The sequence below is a fragment of the Methyloceanibacter sp. genome, from assembly GCF_050726195.1.
GTDB lineage: Bacteria > Pseudomonadota > Alphaproteobacteria > Rhizobiales > Methyloligellaceae > Methyloceanibacter.
Genome location: NZ_JBOHJC010000004.1, coordinates 1 through 18,497, shown reverse-complemented (window position 1 = coordinate 18,497; position 18,497 = coordinate 1). Strand labels below are relative to the sequence as shown.

Annotated in this window: 14 protein-coding genes; 10 read left to right on the top strand and 4 right to left on the bottom strand. The window is 62.7% G+C overall.

Annotated elements, in window-relative coordinates; translation table 11 throughout:
• The first annotated feature begins 39 nt into the window (after nucleotides 1-39).
• The 4 genes from ACRECX_RS03645 (at nucleotide 40) to ACRECX_RS03630 (ending at nucleotide 4,876) form a co-directional block, all read left to right on the top strand.
• The gene (locus ACRECX_RS03645) at nucleotides 40-729 is read left to right on the top strand and encodes a TlpA family protein disulfide reductase (protein ID WP_431557453.1); all 690 of its coding nucleotides are present in this window, start codon (nucleotides 40-42) and stop codon (nucleotides 727-729) included.
• A 136-nt stretch (nucleotides 730-865) separates the two neighbouring features.
• The gene (locus ACRECX_RS03640; RefSeq protein WP_431557452.1) at nucleotides 866-1,468 is read left to right on the top strand and encodes a hypothetical protein; all 603 of its coding nucleotides are present in this window, start codon (nucleotides 866-868) and stop codon (nucleotides 1,466-1,468) included.
• Nucleotides 1,447-2,337, top strand: a complete 891-nt coding sequence (locus ACRECX_RS03635; RefSeq protein WP_431557636.1) for a calcium-binding protein — start codon at nucleotides 1,447-1,449, stop codon at nucleotides 2,335-2,337. The genes ACRECX_RS03640 and ACRECX_RS03635 overlap by 22 nt, the downstream gene beginning before the upstream one ends.
• Nucleotides 2,338-2,557: 220 nt before the next feature.
• Entirely contained in the window at nucleotides 2,558-4,876 is a 2,319-nt protein-coding gene (locus ACRECX_RS03630) for a tandem-95 repeat protein (RefSeq protein WP_431557451.1), read from the top strand.
• Between the two features lie 14 nt (nucleotides 4,877-4,890).
• Here ACRECX_RS03630 and ACRECX_RS03625 read toward each other — a convergent pair whose 3' ends face one another.
• Nucleotides 4,891-5,895 carry a helix-turn-helix transcriptional regulator gene (locus ACRECX_RS03625; protein ID WP_431557635.1) on the bottom strand — a complete coding sequence of 335 codons (1,005 nt, stop codon included), beginning with the start codon at nucleotides 5,893-5,895 and terminating at the stop codon, nucleotides 4,891-4,893.
• A 378-nt stretch (nucleotides 5,896-6,273) separates the two neighbouring features.
• Between ACRECX_RS03625 and ACRECX_RS03620 the strand changes: the two genes are divergently transcribed.
• The 3 genes from ACRECX_RS03620 (at nucleotide 6,274) to ACRECX_RS03610 (ending at nucleotide 12,382) form a co-directional block, all read left to right on the top strand.
• Entirely contained in the window at nucleotides 6,274-7,920 is a 1,647-nt protein-coding gene (locus ACRECX_RS03620; protein WP_431557450.1) for a calcium-binding protein, read from the top strand.
• 15 nt (nucleotides 7,921-7,935) lie between these two features.
• Nucleotides 7,936-9,567, top strand: coding sequence for a hypothetical protein (locus ACRECX_RS03615; RefSeq protein ID WP_431557449.1), 1,632 nt, complete (start codon nucleotides 7,936-7,938; stop codon nucleotides 9,565-9,567).
• Between the two features lie 175 nt (nucleotides 9,568-9,742).
• On the top strand, nucleotides 9,743-12,382 hold the full coding sequence (locus tag ACRECX_RS03610) for a PQQ-dependent sugar dehydrogenase (protein WP_431557448.1): 2,640 nt from the start codon (nucleotides 9,743-9,745) through the stop codon (nucleotides 12,380-12,382).
• 21 nt (nucleotides 12,383-12,403) lie between these two features.
• On the opposite strand, the gene ACRECX_RS03605 is transcribed toward ACRECX_RS03610, so the two are convergent.
• Entirely contained in the window at nucleotides 12,404-13,417 is a 1,014-nt protein-coding gene (locus ACRECX_RS03605; RefSeq protein WP_431557447.1) for an AraC family transcriptional regulator, read from the bottom strand.
• A 249-nt stretch (nucleotides 13,418-13,666) separates the two neighbouring features.
• On the opposite strand from ACRECX_RS03605, the gene ACRECX_RS03600 reads away from it, so the two are divergent.
• Together ACRECX_RS03600 and ACRECX_RS03595 are read left to right on the top strand one after the other, a co-directional pair.
• The gene (locus tag ACRECX_RS03600) at nucleotides 13,667-15,298 is read left to right on the top strand and encodes a beta-propeller fold lactonase family protein (RefSeq protein ID WP_431557446.1); all 1,632 of its coding nucleotides are present in this window, start codon (nucleotides 13,667-13,669) and stop codon (nucleotides 15,296-15,298) included.
• A 68-nt stretch (nucleotides 15,299-15,366) separates the two neighbouring features.
• The gene (locus ACRECX_RS03595; RefSeq protein WP_431557445.1) at nucleotides 15,367-15,915 is read left to right on the top strand and encodes a DUF924 family protein; all 549 of its coding nucleotides are present in this window, start codon (nucleotides 15,367-15,369) and stop codon (nucleotides 15,913-15,915) included.
• 7 nt (nucleotides 15,916-15,922) lie between these two features.
• Here ACRECX_RS03595 and ACRECX_RS03590 read toward each other — a convergent pair whose 3' ends face one another.
• Together ACRECX_RS03590 and ACRECX_RS03585 are read right to left on the bottom strand one after the other, a co-directional pair.
• Complete coding sequence (locus ACRECX_RS03590) at nucleotides 15,923-16,405, bottom strand: hypothetical protein (RefSeq protein ID WP_431557444.1); 483 nt, start codon at nucleotides 16,403-16,405, stop codon at nucleotides 15,923-15,925.
• Nucleotides 16,402-17,397 (bottom strand): D-alanyl-D-alanine carboxypeptidase family protein, encoded by a 996-nt coding sequence (locus ACRECX_RS03585; RefSeq protein ID WP_431557443.1) that lies wholly within the window; start codon nucleotides 17,395-17,397, stop codon nucleotides 16,402-16,404. The genes ACRECX_RS03590 and ACRECX_RS03585 overlap by 4 nt, the downstream gene beginning before the upstream one ends.
• Nucleotides 17,398-17,786: 389 nt before the next feature.
• Here ACRECX_RS03585 and ACRECX_RS03580 point away from each other — a divergent pair, with 389 nt between their 5' ends.
• On the top strand, nucleotides 17,787-18,344 hold the full coding sequence (locus ACRECX_RS03580) for a sigma-70 family RNA polymerase sigma factor (protein ID WP_431557442.1): 558 nt from the start codon (nucleotides 17,787-17,789) through the stop codon (nucleotides 18,342-18,344).
• Nucleotides 18,345-18,497: the final 153 nt, after the last annotated feature.

The following is an 18,497-nucleotide window of genomic DNA, read 5'->3' as shown; positions in this document are numbered from 1 at the left end:
TCGTCCGAGCCTGGGCTGGCTAACCAAGAAGAGGATGGCGTGAACGCAACGAAGAGACGCAAGCACGCCGCGTCACCGGCTACATATGCGGTCGCTGCAGCGATCGCGGCGCTTGCCGGGTTCGCCACGGTATATTGGAGTTTGGCCCCGTCTGACAATGGCGGGAGGCCGGCAATCGCGCCGGAAGCGCCGCCCGAGGTTGCCTCGGCAAACGGCGAAAGTGGCGAGGCAAGCCCGCTCGCAGGCCTGAACAAGGGCGCGATGGCCGCGTTCCTGGTGCGGCCGAAGCCGCTCGACGTGCCGGACTTCACCTTCGCCGATGGGGAGGGCGCGCCCAAATCCCTCGCAGACCTCAGGGGCAAGGTCGTGCTCCTCAATATCTGGGCGACGTGGTGCGTGCCCTGCCGCGAGGAGATGCCCCAGCTCAATGCCCTTCAGGCCGCGCTCGGCGGCGCGGATTTCGAGGTGGTGGCGGTCAATATCGACAAAGGTGGCCCGGACAAGGCCCGCGTGTTCTTGGAAGAGACCGGCGCCAAGGATCTCGCGCTCTACACCGACCCGTCGGGCAAGCTGTTCGTGACGGTGAAAGCGGTCGGCATGCCGACCACGCTTCTTATTTCTCGCGGCGGCAAGGAGATCGGAAGGCTCGTGGGCCCCGCCGACTGGGCGAGCCCGGAAGCCAAGCGCCTCATCGAGGCGGCGATCGACGCGCAACCCCCAAAAAGCTGACTCTCACTAAATGCCACGAATTCGCTTACGTCACCAGAACTGGTGACGACAAGGGCTTCCCGCAGGCCGAAACTCTCCCCCAACAAGGCAAAGTCCACCGAGGTTGCAGGGCGGCGCGCCGTCGAAGCGAGGCATCATGGCCATCATTGCATTCTTGCAACCATTCAGGACTGGGTTCTTCTGGCAGCAGCGCGATGGCGCTCCCATCAGCAAGTCCGACACAACTTATGAGTATTCAATCAACACGGATCTCGGCGTCTTCTACGTGCGAGTGAACGGCAGCGATCTCGACTACGACGGCGATGAGCCGGACGGCGGCACCTATACGAGCATAGATGTCTTTAGCGACGCAGGCTTCACCACCACTGTCGCTTCCTACGATGCCTCCAATCCGAAGCCATTCGACGGCTATTTCTCAGGTGAAGCATTGGGCCTTGAGGAAGCCGACTTCATCACGGGCTCGGACTTCGATGACTGGATCAGGGGTGGTGGTGGCGCCGACACGCAGGACGGGGGCGACGGAAGCGATAACTACTTCTTCAGCCCGGGCGATGTGGTCGCCGGTGAGTCGATCAATGACACCGGGGCAACCGGCATCGACCGGATTTGGATCAGCGGCGACATCGTGTTCGAAGCGATTCCGGTTGCAGGGATCGAGGGCATTACTTTCGACGCGCCTCCAGGGATTTTGAACAAGGCAACAATCAGCTCCCAACAATTGGGCTTTCAACGAACCTAACGATCACGGGCGACTCCGATAATCAGGACATCGTCGAAATCACGGGCGCGAATGTCGAGACGGGGCAGTTCATCAACTTCGTCAACTGGGACGATCAGGATGTCATCATTTGGCAGGGAACCGCTCTGTTCGACAACATCACCGGATCGAGCCGGAACGACATCTTCATCGGCGGCGCGAGCGGCGACAATCTGCTTGGCCTAGATGGCAACGACATCTTCCGGATTAGCGGCACGAACGCGCAGTTCGACTTCATGGGCGGCGGAACCGGCACCGATACGATCGAGGCGACCGGTCTCGTCACGTTAGGTTTCTTCAACGCCACAAATTCTTCGATCGAACGTTGGGTGGGGAATAACGGCGTGCGCGGCACCACCGGTGCCAACGACCTAAACTTCCTTGGGCTTCAGCAGAAGACCGGGCTCAAGTTCATTGACGGCCTCAGCGGTAACGACAACATCATCGGCTCGATCTTCGCCGACGATTTGCGCGGCGGCAATGGCAACGACACCCTCAATGGCGGCGCCGGCAAAGACAAGCTGACCGGCGGCCGAGACAGGGACACGATGACCGGCGGTGCCGATAAAGACATCTTCGACTTCAACAGCCTCAAGGATTCAGGAAAGGGAGGGAAGGCCGACCGCATCACCGACTTGAAGAAGGGCGACAAGATCGACCTTCGCGATATTTTCGGCGGTAAGCTGGATTGGCTCGGCAAGAAGGACTTCACCGGCGAAAAGGGCGAAGCGCGTTACGAGGACAAAGGCTCCAAGGTGGTCGTTCAAGTGGACAAGAACGGCGACGGCAAGTCGGATTTCGACATCAAGGTGGATATCGGCTCGCTGAACGTCGCACACTTCTATTTCTAGGGGCCGGGAGATCGGCAGGGCTCGGCGCCCTGCCGACTGGGCGAGCGCGGAGGCCAAGCGCCTCGTCTAAGCGGCCATCGCCGCGGAGCCCCCGAAAAGCGGCTAAAAGCAGTAATTAACCACAACCGACAAATAGTCCCCGCCTCTCCAACACACTTAAGCCCCCCTTAGGCGGCACCCGCCAATCTTCCGCAAATTTTAGGTTTGCGGGGGAAAACAGGTGTCCATCAACCTTGGTGCGATGGCCGAGGACGGGACCCGAGTCATCACCAAAGCCGAGCTTCTTGCCGGCTTTCCGGAACTCGGCCCGTCGGCAAATGTCGTTTTGCTCATTCAGAGCGGTGCTGGCAGTCTTGCGAGCAATGGCAACGGCTCCTGGATCTATTCGCCAGCGACGAACGACGACACCTCCGTCGAGTTTTCCGTCTCGGCGCAAGATGGAGGAAGCCCTCTCACGCTCACGGCGCTGCTCGACATTACGCCGGTCAACGACGCGCCGGTGCTCACGCCGTTCAATCCGCAACTCACCCCGATCAGCGAGGATGATACGAGCAATCCGGGCCAGACGGTCGCCTCGATCGTCGGCACCAGCATCACCGACCCTGACGGTGCCGGCGTCGCCAAGGGCATCGCCGTCATCGGCGCGCAAAGCGCCAACGGGCATTGGGAGTACTCGGTCGATGGAGGTGGCACTTGGGCGACCTTCGGCTCCTACTCCACCACGGAGGCGCTTCTGCTCGATCAATCGAGCATGGTCCGCTTTGCGCCGGACGGCAACAATGGCGGGTCGAGCAGCTTCACCTATGTGGCCTGGGATCAGACCCCCAATATCGGCGGCACGACAAGCGTGGCGCCCGGCGGCGGCACGACACCGTACTCGAGCGCGACGGATAACGCGCATATCGCCATCAGCGATGTCAACGACGCGCCGGTGCTCGGCAATGTGGGGGCGAGCGCGAGCTACACGGAGCTTGCCGCGCCGACGACACTTGCGCCGGGCTTGACGGTCGCCGATGTCGACAACGTCACACTGGCCGCGGCTACAGTCACAATCGCAAGCGGCCTTACACAAGGCGACTCGCTTTCGATCGGCGGCGCTACCAGCGGCATCAGCAACGGCATAACGTGGAGCTATAACGCGGGAAGCGGCGTCCTCAACTTTATGGGTGAGGGCAGCAAGGCAACTTACCAGGCGCTCCTCAGTCAGGTGGCGTTCTCCTCGTCGAGCCAGGACCCGACGGCGATGGGGGCGCATCCGGAGCGGACCATTGCCTGGCAGGCGGACGATGGCAGCGCCGCAAGCACCGTCTCGACCACAACGGTCACGGTCAATGCCATAAACGATGCGCCGACCGCTTCCCCTGTCGATCTCGGCGCCATCGACGAAGATACCACCCGCTTGATCACGTCCGCCGAGCTTCTGGCCGGCGCGGACGATGTCGACAGCAGCACGCTCAACATCTCATCGCTGTCGATTGAGGACGGCGATGGCGTCCTCGTCGACAATGGCAACGGCACCTGGACGTACACGCCCGCCGAGAACGATGACACCGACGTCACCTTGTCCTTCACGGCCAGCGACGGGGAGCATTCGGCCGAATCGACGGCGACCCTCGACCTGACGCCGGTGAACGATGCGCCGACCGCCGCCCTGCTTCACTTCGTCGGTTCCTTGCCCGAGACCATCTCGACGGCCGCGCGCATCAAGCTTGCCGACATCGAGATCATCGACGACGGCGTCGGCGAGAACGTGCTTACGCTCACGGGCGACGACGCATTTGCCTTCGAGATCATCGGCGCCGAGCTGTTCCTGAAGGCCGGGATCCCAATCGATTTCGAGATCAAGCCGAACTACGCCATCGAAGTCAGGGTCACGGACCCGACGATCGTCGGTAGCGGAGAAGGCGCCGCGCTCGAAGGTCCTCCCCAAGTGTTCGACTTACTGGGAATCGACAACGTCTCACCGGAACTCCTGATCGGCACAACAAAATCCGACAAGCTCGTTGGCAGCACCGACATCGACATCATCAGGGGGCTCGGCTCCGCGGATGTGATCAAGGGGCTCAGCAATAATGACAAGCTCTTCGGCGGGGCAGGCAACGACCGGCTCTATGGTGACGCGGGCCTGGATCTCCTGGTCGGCGGCAAGGGCAACGACAAGCTCTACGGCGGCGCCGGCGCGGATGTGCTCACAGGCGGCAAGGGCAAAGACATGCTCTGGAGCGACGCCGGCAAGGACAGCTTCGATTTCAACGCCATCAAGGACAGTGTGGTCGGTGGCAAGCGCGACCAGATTAAGGACTTCAAGCGCGGCCAGGACAAGATCGACGTGAGCGACATCGACGCCAAGAAGGGCCCCGGCAATCAGAAGTTCAAGTGGATCGGCGACCAGGACTTCAGCGGCATGAATGGCGAGCTGCGCTACGAGGGCAAGGGCAAGAACGTTATCGTTCAAGGCGACATCAACGGCGACGGCAAGGCCGACTTCGAGATCTTCGTCGCCGTCGGCGCCCTGTCGAAGGGCGACTTCCTGCTTTAAGGGATTAACCCCTGCTACCGGACCAGCGGAGCGCAGTGGAGTTGCATCACCAGCCGCATGAGTTCGCTCTGACGTTTCACGCCGGCCTTCTCCATGAGGCGGGCGATATGCGTGCGCACCGTCGTGTCCGCCACTTCGAGCCGCTCGGCGATTTCACCGGCGCTGTACCCTTCGACCAGTAATCCAAGCACGCGACCCTCGGTCTGCGTGAGGCCGAAAGCGGAAGCCCAAGCCTGAACCGGAAGCGACGACGCTCCGGGCGCGGGCGTGACAAAGATCGCGGCGGTTGCTGCGGGTTCAATACGGCCCCGTGCGCCGGTGTGGATCGGCAACACGTGGGCAAAGGAAGGCTGGCCGTCGGAGCGTGGAAGATAGACCACCCGGGCCGCCGGACCCTCGGGGCCATCCTCTCCTGTTGCGTCAACGATAGCGTTTTCGAGCCGCTCCGATGCGTCTGTTGCGATCGATTTGAGCGTGCCGTGCTCGGAGCGCACAACGTCCCCCGCTGCGAAAACGTCGCGCGCCGCCTTGTTTGCGTGAACAACACCGGCGCACTCGTCGACCAGGATCACCGGAACGCTGAGCGCGTCGAACGAGCTTTCAAACGTTCGCGCGGTCAGCTCGCGCATCTCGATGAGATCGGCAATCGAAATCGCCTTGCGCAGATGCGGTGCAAGCAGGCGAATGATCTCGATTTCGCGAGGCCCGGAGAACCCCGCCTCTTCACCCCGGACAATTGCCAGGCTACCGAGCCGCGATGGGGTCTTGAGCAGGGCAACGGCGATATTGTCTAGGAATCCGTTCGGCCGCCCAAATTCCCGGTAGACCCTGCTTTCGAGCCACCGACCCGTCTCCATGAGCATGGGGACGTTGAAGGGTTCGCCGACGTCGAATCTCTGGCCGCCTTCGTTCAGCGGATTGTCCGCGTGATAGTTCTCGTTATACGCCTTCAGTAACTCCGGAGCGAGGTTCCAATTCGCGTAGAAGCGATTCTGATTGGCGATCGGGTCGAGCACCATGATCACCCCATTGACGCCTTGGACCAGGCCGGCGATTTGCTCGATGGCGGTGGGCCAGCAATAGGGATCGACGGCACAATCGTAGATCGTGCTGACAACCTCGGAGAAATTCTTGAGCTCAGGGAGCCCCTTCAGCTGGGGGGTCATGGCCTCAATCCGGGCCTGAAAACGCTTGGCTAGGCTCGACCAATCCCGACACCAAGGCAAGGGCTACTTTTCGGGGTGTGTGCGGCCCGAACTCCGCCAAAACAGCACGGGGGTCAACGTTTTTATGACGCCAACAGGTCCCCATCCCCATAGCTTTTTTCCCGGAAATCGGCCCCGCGACCAAGTTTGCTAGTGGCCGATTGACCCCGCGCGGGTTTTGAGGAGGAGACCATGGTCGATACACCAACGCTTTGGAAGGACCTCACGCAGGTCAACACCTCCGATGCCGGAACAGCGCAGGGAGACGGACAGATCGTTGCTCTTCCCGATGGCGGCTATGTCATCGTCTGGAACGATGCAAGCGGCGTCCATGCGCCTGGAAGCACCATTGTCGGTCAGCGCTACAATGTGCTCGGCGAGAAGGTCGGCGGGGAGGTCCACCTAACCCCCGGCTTCAACGGCGATGAAGACCAGCCGGACATCACGCTGCTTGCCGACGGCACGATTGCGGTCGCCTTCGTGCGCGACAATGGCAATATTCTCGTGCGCCGCTTCGACACAGACCTCGACTTCATCAGTCAGGACACGATTCTGACCGGCCCTAATGACGGCGCCAACCCGTCCCTTACGGCCTTCGCCAACGGCAGCTATCTGGCCACCTATTCGTTTGATACCGGCTCCAATCTCGACATCCTCGGGCGCATTGTGCAGGCGAACGGCGACGGGCTGGACCGCAACCTCGATACCGGCGCCGCCCTAGCAGACGTTCCCGCCACCGCCACGCTCACGAGCGGCAATGCGGCCGTGGTGTACGCAGATGAGGACAGTGACGTCATCAGCCTGGTCCTCGTTTCGCCGACGGGGATTTTTACCGCTCCCATCGACGTCCCCGGTACCGAAACTGGCGACGACGTGCTCGAGTTCGAGGCCGACGTTGCGGCGCTGAAGGGCGGCGGTTTCGTCGTGACTTGGACCGACTTCTCGCTCGTCGGCGGTCAAGTTGACGTCCGTGCAACGATCCTGACCAATCTCGGCGACGTCGTGCAAGAGAACATCCTTGTCAACACCAACACAGACGCCGTTCAGGACGAGTCCACGGTCGTGGCGCTCGACGATGGCGGCTTCCTGGTCACGTGGGAGGACAGCGACCTCGGTCAGGTGCGCGCGCAACGCTTCTCCGCGAACGGCGCCAAGATCGGCGACGAGTACGCGGTGAAGGATGGTCTCTCCACCGATAGTCCCGACAGCGCGCTCTTGAGCGACGGCCGTATCGCCTACGCCATCGGCGATATCAATAACGATCCAGGCCCGGGTGGCGACGCGGACGTGGCCACCTCGATCTGGGACCCGCGCACGAGCCCCATCAATGGAACAAATGCCGGCGACGCGCTCACCAGCCGCATCGAGGGGGCAACCGTCAATGGGCTAAGCGGCAACGATTCCATCTTCGGCCAAGGCGGCAACGATATCCTCAATGGCGGATCGGGCACGGACACGCTGCGCGGAGGCGACGGCAACGACGAAATTACCGGTGGCACAGGGCGCGACTTCATGTTCGGCGATGCCGGCAATGACGACTTCGACTTCAACTCGGTGTCCGAGTCTAAGAAGGGCAGTCAGCGCGACAAGATCCAGCAGTTCAAGCGCGGTGATGACGACATCGACCTCAGCACCATCGACGCCAAGACGGGCGTCTCCGGCAACAACGCCTTCAAGTTCATCGGCAAAGACGATTTCAACGACGTCAAGGGCGAGCTGCGCTTCGAGGACAAGGGCGCCACGGTCATCGTCCAAGGCGACCGGAATGGCGATGGCAAGGCCGATTTCGAGATCTTCGTCGCCGTCGGCACCCTGAGCAAAGGCGATTTCCTGCTGTAACCCTCGGAGGCAGCGATGGCCCTGAACCTCGTCAACAGCAGAAACCTCGATGATTCCGATCTCCCTGGTCTCGAGTTGGATGGCGCGATTGCCGTTACGACTTTCGAGTTCGCAGGCAGGCACTTCTTTTGCGTGGGCGGGAACGCCGACAACGGCATCAGCGTTTTCGAGCAGGATAGCGACGGGAACATCATCAACATCGAGAATGTCGACGACGCCGACGATCCCGATTTCAATCTGTTTGCCCTCACCTCACTCACCACGATATTCGTTGACGGCCAGCCCCTCGTTTTTGCCACCGGCTTTAGCGACGACGGGCTAAGCGGCTTCGCCGCGCTTGCCAGCGGGCAATTGATCAATGTCGACAATGTGGCTGACGATGCGACCCTTGAGCTTGGCAACGCAAACGCCGTTATCTCCGTCAATACAGCCCAGAACCGCGATCTCATCTTCGTGGCGGCCTCCAATGACGACGGTGTCAGCTCGTTCGAGGTTGCCGCGGACGGAACGCTCATCAACCGCGACAATGTAGACGACTCGGACGATGGAGCTTTTCAACTGGACGGCGCCATAGCCCTTGCCACAGCGCAGATCGGCGTCGGCAATAGTGTTACGGCTCTGTTCGTGGCCGGCATCGAAGACGGCGGCATCAGCGTCTTCACCACAACGACCGGCACGCTCATCAACCAAGACAACGTGACCGACGCAGGCAATCTGGAGCTCGATGGGGTCGCCGCGCTCGCGACAGCCGTGGTCGGAAGCAAGATCTATCTATTTGCCGCAGGCCTTAGCGACGACGGCATCAGCGTGTTCGAGGTCGGCCTCGGTGGCGACCTCACCAATGTCTTCAATGTCACGGACGACAGCACGCTCAACCTCGGCGGAGCGATCGCCATCACGGCAACCAAGATTGCCGGCACCGAGTATGTGTTCGTCGCCGGGACCGGCGACAATGGCATTAGCGTCTTTGGGGTCGCTGCCGACGGCACTCTGATCAATGTCGACAACATCGACGACGCTGACGAACCGGACCTTGAGCTCCTTGGAGTGCGGGATCTCGCGACGGCGGTGGTCAACGGTCAGACTTTCCTCTACGCGGCCGGCCATTTTGACGACGGTATCAGCAGTTTCAGGGTCGATGTCACGGGGCTCACCATCAACGGCACGGGCGGTAACGATACGATCGACGCACTCAATGCGCCGGCGGCCGAATTCCTGCCGAGCGAGCTCGGCGACGTCATCAGCGGCCTTGGTGGCGACGATAGGCTCGAAGGCCTCGGCGGCGATGATGTGCTGACCGGAGGCGGCGGGCGGGACATCCAGCTCGGCGGCGCAGACAGCGATCGTTTCGACTCCAATGCGGCGTCCGAGACCAAGAAGGGCAGTCAGCGCGACAAGATCAATCACTTCCAGCGCGGCCAGGATGACATCGACCTCAAGGACATCGATGCCAGGACGGGGGTCTCCGGCAATAACAAGTTCAGGTTCATCGGTAAGGACGAGTTCAGCGAGGCGAAGGGCGAGCTGCGTTACGAGGACAAGGGCTCAAAGGTCATCGTCCAGGGCGATCGCAACGGCGACGGCGAGGCCGACTTCGAGATCTTCGTGAAGGTCGGCAGCCTGGCGAAGGGCGACTTTCTGCTGTAGTGCAGGCAGTTTCCCCAAAGGTCATCGAACTCGTCTCGATTTGCTGAGAATCGGGTAGTCTAGCCCTTACCAAGAGAAGCAGCCCCGCTTCTCGTCAGCCCCCGCGCCTGTTTCTCTTGGGCCCAAGCGTCGGCCGTCCGCGCCTCTTCCGGAGACGGCCGCAGGCAGGCTCGCGATGGCCAACCTCATCGTCGGTGGTAGTGGCGCCAACGTGCTGAGCGGCACCGCCGACAACGATGTAATCTACGGGTTTAACCCGAACGGCTCGCAACGGACGGCGACCACGATCACCGCCGAGCGGGTCGCCACCGGACTCAGTCAGCCGCTATTCGCCGGCGCGCCGGGAGGCGACACGAGCCGGCTGTTCATCGTCGAGAAGGGCGGGGTCATCAAGATCCTCGACCTTGCGAGCGGCAATGTGCTCGGCACCCCCTTCCTCGATATCTCCAACGAAGTGCAAACGGCCGGGGAGAAGGGGCTGCTCGGCCTCGCCTTCGATCCGGATTTCGCCAATAACGGCTTCTTCTACGTGAACCTGATCAACCTCGACGGCGATACCGAGGTGCGGCGCTATACCGTGTCGGCCGATCCCAACGTGGCCGACGAGGCGAGTGCCGACCTGATCCTCACCTTCGAACAGCGGGATACCAACAACCACAAGGCCGGCTGGATGGGATTCGGCCCGGACGGCTATCTCTACATCGCCTCGGGCGACGGCGGCGGCGGAGGCACTCCCAACGACAGCGCCCAGGACATCAACAGCCTGCTCGGCAAGATCTTGCGCGTCGATGTGAGCGGCGACGATTTTCCCGTCAATCCCGATCGGGACTACGCCATCCCAAACGACAATCCGTTCGTCGATAAGCCCGGCGCCGACGAGATCTACGCGCTTGGCCTGCGCAACCCGTTCCGCGACAGCTTCGACCGGGCGCTCGGCACGTTGTTCATCGCCGACGTGGGGCAGGCGATGTGGGAAGAGATCAATATCGGTCAGCTCGGCGCCAATTACGGCTGGCGGGTGTTCGAGGGGCCCGACCGCCGTAACGGCGATCTGACGGAAGGCAAGCGGGTCGACCCGATCTACTTCTATTCGCATGACGTGGGCGAGTCGGTGATCGGCGGTTATGTGTATCGTGGCGGCGGAGAGGCGCTTCAGGGCCAGTTCATCTTCGCCGATTTCGTCGCCGGCACGATCTCGGCGCTACGAAAATCGGGAAACTCCTGGGTCGCGACCGACGTGACCAACAAGATCGACACGGATTTCGGGGCAATCAATCTGCCCTCATCGTTTGGCGAAGACGGCTTCGGCAATCTCTATGTGGTCGATATCGATGGCGACGTGTTCAGGCTCACGCCGCAGGCGGCGTCAAACGACCTCGGCGATATCCTGTCCGGCGGCGCCGGTGACGACATGCTGTTCGGCGGGTCTGGCGACGACACGCTTGAAGGCGGGGTGGGCGCCGACCTCCTGAACGGCGGTCCCGGCAGCGACACCGCGAGCTATGCCGATTCAGCGCAAGGTGTGACGATCAATCTTGCGACCGGGGCGGCGTCGGGCGGCGAGGCGGAAGGCGATCTGTTCCAGAGCATAGAGAACATCATCGGCAGCGCCTTCGGCGACATATTGACCGGCGATGACGGCGACAACGTCATCGCGCCGGGCGCCGGCATTGACGCGGTCGACGGCGGCGGCGGGAGCGACACCGTCAGCTACGCAACCTCCGCCCTCGGCGTCACTGTCGATCTCGACGCCGGCACGGGCACTGGCGGCGACGCCGACGGCGACACGTTGCAGAGCATCGAGAACGTCATCGGCAGCGCCGCGGCAGACGTCCTCTCCGGCACCGGCGGGGACAACCTGTTCGCGCCGGGCGACGGCGACGATACGGTCGACGGGCGCGGCGGCTCGGACACCGTTTCCTACGCGGGGACGGTATCCAGCGTGACGGTCGATCTTGATTTTGGGACCAATCAGGCAACGGGGCCAGACATCGGCACCGACCAGCTCACCAGCATCGAGAACATCATCGGCGGTTTCGGCAACGATATCCTGTCCGGCGACGCCGGGCCCAACATCCTGCGTGGCGGCCCCGGCGCCGACATGCTGGACGGACGCGACGGCGACGACACATTCCAGATCGCCGGCAATGAGGGGATTGGGGATATTTTTATCGGCGGTGCCGACACTGACACGCTAGAGGTGCTCGGCGGCGCCACGCCGCGACTCGCCGGCTTCGATGCGCTTGCCTCGTCCATCGAGATCTGGGACGGGAACGGCCAGGGCTTGCTCGGCACGAGCGCCGCCAATTTGTTCGACTTCTCCAATTTGGACGCCAAGACGGGGCTCGCCTTCATCGAGGGCGCTGCGGGCAACGACAGTATCATCGGGTCTGACTTCGCGGACGTGTTGCGCGGCGGATCGGGGGCAGACACGCTCAGGGGCGGGCCGGGCAACGATGTGCTCACCGGCGGCGCGCAGCGCGACTTTCTATACGGCGATGACGGCAGCGACCGGTTCGATTTCAACAAGGTTTCCGAATCGAGGCCCGGCGCGAACCGCGATAGGATCCAGGATTTTGAGCGCGGTGAGGACGAAATCGACCTGCGAAGTATCGACGCCAAGACGGGCGTCTCCGGCAAGCAGAACTTCAAGTGGATCGGCAAGAGCGATTTCCACGACAAGAGGGGCGAACTGCGCTACGAGGACAAGGGCTCGAAGGTCATTGTCCAGGGCGATGTCGATGGCGACGGCAAGGCCGACTTCGAGATCTTCGTGAAGGCCGGCACCCTCGGCGCCGGCGATTTCTTGCTGTAAGGCTGGCGGCGATACTTCGAGCTACACCAGTTTCGCGCCGCCCCGTGCCGCGGTCGGGCTCAACCCAAAGCGGCGGCGGAAACAGTGGTTGAAGTGCGAGACCTGATTGAAGCCGCAAGCGTAGGCGATCTGGCCCACCTGGCTGTCGCGGTGGAGGGGACTCGCCAGCATAGAGCGCGCCCTCTGTAAACGTAGCTCCAACACGCGCTCGGTGAATGTCTCCCCGGTCTCGTGCAGCAGGACCTGCACATACCGCGGCGAAAGACCAACGCGTTTGGCGACACGTTCCACCGAGAAAGCTGCATCGGCAAACCCGGTTTTGATCTCGGCCAGGATCGCCGCAAGTCGTGCGGCGCGCAGGCCTCGTGTGGTCGCAATATGCGCCGCATCGCGCTGAGCCCCAACGGCGAGCGCAATTAGATCGAGCAGCGTTGCCTCAATATGTGCAATGAGCAGAGGATCGGTATCGGCTTCGTCCGAGCCAAACAGAATTTCGACATAGCGCTGCAGATGGCGCAGCGCAGGCTGACCGGGGTCGAACGGTCGCGCAATAAGGGACTCGGCGTGGGCGGCAAGGCAAGATAGTTCGGAGTGCGGGAGAGAGACCTCCAACAGGCTGAAGCCCGGGGAAAACTGGAACTGCCCCGGATCGGCATAAGATACCAGGGTAGCCGAACCCGGATTGAGAAGTGCATGGCGGCCTCTCAAGTTTACCGAGACAGGGGCGGACCCGTGGCTGAGCGCGAGGGAGAAGCTTTGTCGGCCGTCGCGGGCGACGTCGCGCGCGGTTCTCGTTACGCCGGTGAATGCTCCGGAATATCGGCCGATGCCGCATGCGCCGAACTGGGCGAACTCCATCCGGCCCCAAAACGGCTGCTCCTCCCCATAGGTAACTTCAAGAGAGCCGACATGCTCCTCCTGAAAATCACGCCAGAGCCGGAATCGCGTGAGGTCGTCGAGCCCAGCCGGGAGCTGGTCGGTCGAGAAGACGAGCCTCGGAACGAGGCTTGCCCTTATGGGGTCCGCCTCAGCCAAGTCCGACCTCGGGATGGGAGCGCCTCTCGCCAAGATAGCCGAGGGAGGCGCCAGGGGCGAAGCGAATTGCGCTCGAGCACAAGCAGATTCGCTCCAGCACAAGTCTAACTCACTGCAAAAACTGGGAAAATCCCCCAAGCTCTAGGCTTGAACGTTCGCGGATGGGAGCGCGTCGCCTCGACGCCGAGCCCATCCCGTACCGGATTTCGCCGCTGCGGCCAGCCCGAGCGGACGCTTCAGGAGGAAGCCATGGCCCTCACTCTCGTCAATACGGACAATGTCTTCGACAGCGACGATCCCGACTTCAACATCAACGGCGCTTCTGCGGCCAACGTCCTCACGATCAACGGCAGAACATTTCTTTATGTGTCGGCCGCGGCAGACGCGGGCGTGAGCGTGTTCGAGGTTTCAGCCAACGGGACACTCACCCACGTAGATAATTTCGCCGATAACGCGGATACGGGTCTGGCCGGCGCGCAGGACGTCATTACGCTTTCCGTAAACGGCCAACCGTTCGTGCTCGCAACAGGAACAGCCGAGAACGCTGTCAACAGCTTTGTCGCGCTCGCAAATGGCGCGCTGGTACACACCGATACATTCTTCGATGCTGGAGACGTATTCCGTCAGCTCGAAGGCGCGCGGGATGTCGTGGCTGCGGTGGTCGGCGGCAACAATTACGCCTTTATCGCCGGTTCGGCGGATGACAACGGCGGCGGCATCCAAGTGGTGCAGATCGCCAACGATGGGACCCTGACTTTCGCCGATTCCGTCAACGACGTGGAAAACATCAACCTTCAGCTGAACAGCGTCGAGAATCTGACTACGGCCGTCGTTGGTGGAACCACCTATTTGTTTGCGGCAGGACAGTTGGATGACGGCATCAGCGTCTTCTCGGTGGCCGCCAATGGCGTCCTGACCAATGTCGACAATGTCGACGATAGCGAAGATGCGGCGCTCCGGCTGGACGGGGTGGATTCATTGGCCACCGCCGTGGTTGCCGGCACGACCTATCTGTACGCGACGAGCGTACTCGAAGATGCCATCAACGTGTTCGAGGTCGCTGCCAACGGCACACTGACCTTTGTCTCCAGCGTCGACGACAACGCGACATTCGCCCTTGATAATGCGTTTGGACTGACCACAACCAAGATCGCCGGCACCACCTATGTGTTCGCAGCGGGCGAAAACGATGATGGTATCAGCGTGTTCGCCGTCGCGCCGGATGGAACGCTGGTGCACCAGACCACCCTCTTCGACAATGTCGACACGGCATTGGCAACCGCGTTTCAACTTTCGACCGCGGTGATCGATGGCGATACGTTTCTGTTCGTACCGGATTTCTCCTTCGATGGCCTGAGCGTATTGCGGGTGGACGTCACCGGCCTCACCATCAACGGCACCGGCGGCAACGATATCATCAATGCCTTCAGTTCAGCGCCTGGCCAGCTCGCGCCGAGCGAGCTTGGCGATGAGATTAACGGGCTCGGCGGCGACGACAGGCTCGAAGGCCTCGGCGGCGACGATGTGCTGACCGGCGGCAACGGGCGGGGCATCCAGCTCGGCGGGCAGGGCAGCGACCTGTTCAACTTCGACGCGCCTTCCGAGACCAAGACGGGCGGCCAGCGCGACAGGATCATGCACTTCCAGCGCGGCCAGGACGACATCGACTTGCGCACCATCGACGCCAAGACGGGCGTTTCCGGTAACAACGCGTTCAAGTTCATCGGCAAGGACGACTTCAGCGACACCAAGGGCGAGCTGCGCTTCGAGGACAAGGGCTCCACCGTGATCGTCCAGGGTGATCGCAACGGCGACGGCAACGCCGATTTCGAGATCTTCGTGAAGGTCGGCAGCCTGGCGAAGGGCGATTTCCTGCTGTAGACGGAGTCTCGCCCCGATAGGGAAAAGCCGAGACGGCGCGCGCCCCTTGGCGTAACCTCGGGGCCGCTATGAGCGCCGGCGCCGCCGACGAAGTCGTGCGCTTCTGGTTCGAGGAGCTCACGCCCAAGGAATGGTACGGGCCGCCCGAGAGGGTCGACGCCGAGATCGCGGCGCGGTTTCGCGACACCTATGAGAGGCTGAAGGACGGCGTGCCGCCGGACTGGCTCACGACGCCGCAAGGCTTCCTCGCCGCCATCCTCGTGCTCGATCAGTTTCCGCGCAACATGTTCCGCGGCGAGCCGCGGGCGTTCGCCACGGACAAAGCGGCGCTGGCGCTGGCCCGGCAGGCGATCGACGAGGGCGTGGACGCGAAGCTGCCGCGCGAGCACCGCGCCTTCCTCTATATGCCGTTCCAGCATTCGGAGAATGCGGAGGATCAGGCGCGCTCCGTTGGCCTCTTCATGAAGCTCGGCAATCCGCTCAACCTCGACTACGCCATCAGGCATCAGGAGATCGTCGCGCGTTTCGGCCGCTTCCCGCACCGCAACGCCATTCTCGATCGCTTCTCGACGGCGGAGGAGTGGGGCTTTCTGAAGACGCCAGGCTCGTCGTTCTGAACTGCCGTTACCGCACCGGGACGACGGCGTCCTTGTCGAGGCGGTAATTGTAGGCGCAGGTCTCGTCCGCTGGCTTGTTGCAGGGCACGCCGGAGGTGGTCACATGCATGGTGCGGGCGGCCCCGCTCGATGAGAACTTGTAGCTCTTGACGAAGTCCTCGAACACGAGGTCCCAGCTGCCTTCGCCGTCTGAGAAATAGAGGTGCAAGGTGCAGCCGTTCTCATTGCATAGGGGGTTGGCGGCGCCGTCGCAGTTCAGCTTGGCGAAGTCGGCGGTGAAGTCGCTGTGGCTATCACCATTTAGGTCTTCGCCGCGCAGGACCGCAGCGGTGTCGGGCTTGCCGCCCACGGCGCGGCAGATTTGTGCCGCCTCGGCAATCGTCTCGGCGATGTCCTCGGACGGCTCCTCGCCGTGCGCCGGGGCGAGCCCGGCAATTGCCGCGCACACAACAACCGAAATGCCGGAGAGCGGGATGCGAAGCGGGGTCAATTGGCGGCGTTGGACCTGGATGTGCCGGAAAGCTCGAACGCCGGCGCGGCATCCAGCACGAGGTTCGACTTGCGCACCGCCCGCTTCTGGGACTTCCGCGACGGCTTCGGGCCGCAAATGACCTCGCGCAGATGCGCGGGGCCGTCGTAGGCCGCCGTCTGCAGGGCGAGACCATCAAGGCTCGTGCCGAACAACGACTTCCAGAAATAGCGCTTGAAGCCGTTCTCGAGAAGCTCGGCGGCGCGAGCATTGCGCGTGCGGGTTGACGGTTCGCCGAGCACGACGGCCACGAGCTTGCGGCCATCGCGCGTGGCGCTGACCACGATGTTGAAACCGGAGTCGCAGATGAAACCGGTCTTCATGCCATCGGCGCCCGGGAAGCTGATGAGCAGTCCATTGTGGGTGCGGAGCCGCTGCTGCCCGACTTGCACTTGTGTCTCGGCAAAGAGGTCGGCGTGCTCGGGAAACTCGATGATAATGGCGCGGGCAAGCCGGGCGAGGTCGCGGGCCGACGTGACTTGGCGCTCGTCGGGTAGGCCGTTGGGGTTGGCGAAGTGGGTTTGGGTCATGCCGAGGCGCTTCGCCGCCTCGTTCATGCGGGCGACGAACGCCTCCTCGCTGCCGGCGACTGCCTCGGCGATCATCACCGACACGTCGTTGGCCGATTTGACGATGATCACCTTGAGGGCGGTTTCGAGCGGGATCGACCCGCCCACCGGGAGACCGAGCCGCGTGGGCGCCTGGATTGAGGCATGTTTGGAGCAGACGACCTTGGTGTCGGGCTTCACCTCGCCGTTTCGCAGGGCATGAAAGGTGACGTAAGCCGTCATGAGCTTGGTAAGGGAGGCGGGGAACCAAGGTGCGTCAGGTTCCTCGGCATAGAATACGGTGCCGTTATACGGCTCGAAGACGAGGGCGGGGCTCGCGGAGGCAACGGTTGGAGCCAACAACAGGGCCCCGGCGATGAAGCCAAGACAGGCACGTCCCAGCATGTTCCCTTTTCCCTCGCGCGAATCGACGCTTCCGCGCCTAAACTAGCTGCGGCGCCGCTCCATGGGAACGGCTCCCCCGAACCCAAATTGACGGCCGTTCAGCCCTCTGCCCCGCACGCCCCATAATCACCAGAAATTCGACTGTTCCGTGACGGAGGTGGAAAAACGGGGTCCCTCCGCCGGCGGAATTGGGCTGGTCTCTAAGGCCCTAGCCGATCAGTCAAATCGCGAGATCGATGGCGTGCCGCATGAATTCCAGGGAGATTAACGGTCCGAGATCATTTCGCAACCGCGAAATTCCGCTTCTCCTCAGTCGTCCGCCAGGGATAGAACAGCGCGCCGCACCTCGCGTCGTGCGGCATCGAGCGCATCCGACAAGGGCCGGTCTCATGGACGAAGCGGTGCGGCGCCGCGAGCTTCAGGCTGCGATTGCCCGGGTTGCCGGCGGCGACCGCGCCGCCTTGCGCCTCGTCTACGAAGCGACCTCGGCGAAGCTATTTGGCGTCTTGCTCCGTATATTGAATGACCGAAGTGAGGCGGAAGACGTGCTGCAAGAAGTGTATCTCACGGTATGGCGAAAGGCCGGGGCCTTCGATGAGGCCCGGGCGAGCCCGATCACCTGGCTCGTCGCCATCGCGCGAAACCGCGCCATCGACCGCCTGCGCGGGACGCGGTTGGGCCGGGCGAGCGAGCCGATCGACACCGCCGAACAGGTTCCCGATCCGGCGCCGCTCGCCGCCGAGACGCTTGAGATCGCCCAGGAGAATGCCCGGCTCAACGACTGCCTCGACGAGCTCGAGGCGCGGCAAAACGCGGCCATCCGCGCGGCGTTTCTGGATGGGCTGACCTATGAGGAGCTGGCGCAGCGCCAAGGCGTGCCGCTCGGCACCATGAAGAGCTGGATCAGGCGCGGCCTTGCCAAACTGAGAGCGTGTCTCGAGCGATGAGCGATACAGGCAGAAGAGAGCCCGAGGAGCACGGCGCGCTGACCGCGGCCGAATACGTGCTCGGCGTGCTCGACGCGCCGGGCCGGCGCGCGGCGGAGCGGCGGATCGGCCGCGATCCCGCGTTCGCCCGCGAGGTGGCGTTCTGGGAGGCGC

Excerpts from the sequence above, each read along its gene's own strand:
- ACRECX_RS03640 (WP_431557452.1), top strand. The coding sequence starts at position 866 with ATGGCCATCATTGCATTCTTGCAACCATTCAGGACTGGGTTCTTCTGG.
- ACRECX_RS03625 (WP_431557635.1), bottom strand. The coding sequence starts at position 5,895 with ATGGTGCTCGACCCGATCGCCAATCAGAATCGCTTCTACGCGAATTGG.
- ACRECX_RS03620 (WP_431557450.1), top strand. The coding sequence starts at position 6,274 with ATGGTCGATACACCAACGCTTTGGAAGGACCTCACGCAGGTCAACACC.
- ACRECX_RS03615 (WP_431557449.1), top strand. The coding sequence starts at position 7,936 with ATGGCCCTGAACCTCGTCAACAGCAGAAACCTCGATGATTCCGATCTC.
- ACRECX_RS03610 (WP_431557448.1), top strand. The coding sequence starts at position 9,743 with ATGGCCAACCTCATCGTCGGTGGTAGTGGCGCCAACGTGCTGAGCGGC.
- ACRECX_RS03600 (WP_431557446.1), top strand. The coding sequence starts at position 13,667 with ATGGCCCTCACTCTCGTCAATACGGACAATGTCTTCGACAGCGACGAT.
- ACRECX_RS03595 (WP_431557445.1), top strand. The coding sequence starts at position 15,367 with ATGAGCGCCGGCGCCGCCGACGAAGTCGTGCGCTTCTGGTTCGAGGAG.
- ACRECX_RS03585 (WP_431557443.1), bottom strand. The coding sequence starts at position 17,397 with ATGCTGGGACGTGCCTGTCTTGGCTTCATCGCCGGGGCCCTGTTGTTG.
- ACRECX_RS03580 (WP_431557442.1), top strand. The coding sequence starts at position 17,787 with ATGGACGAAGCGGTGCGGCGCCGCGAGCTTCAGGCTGCGATTGCCCGG.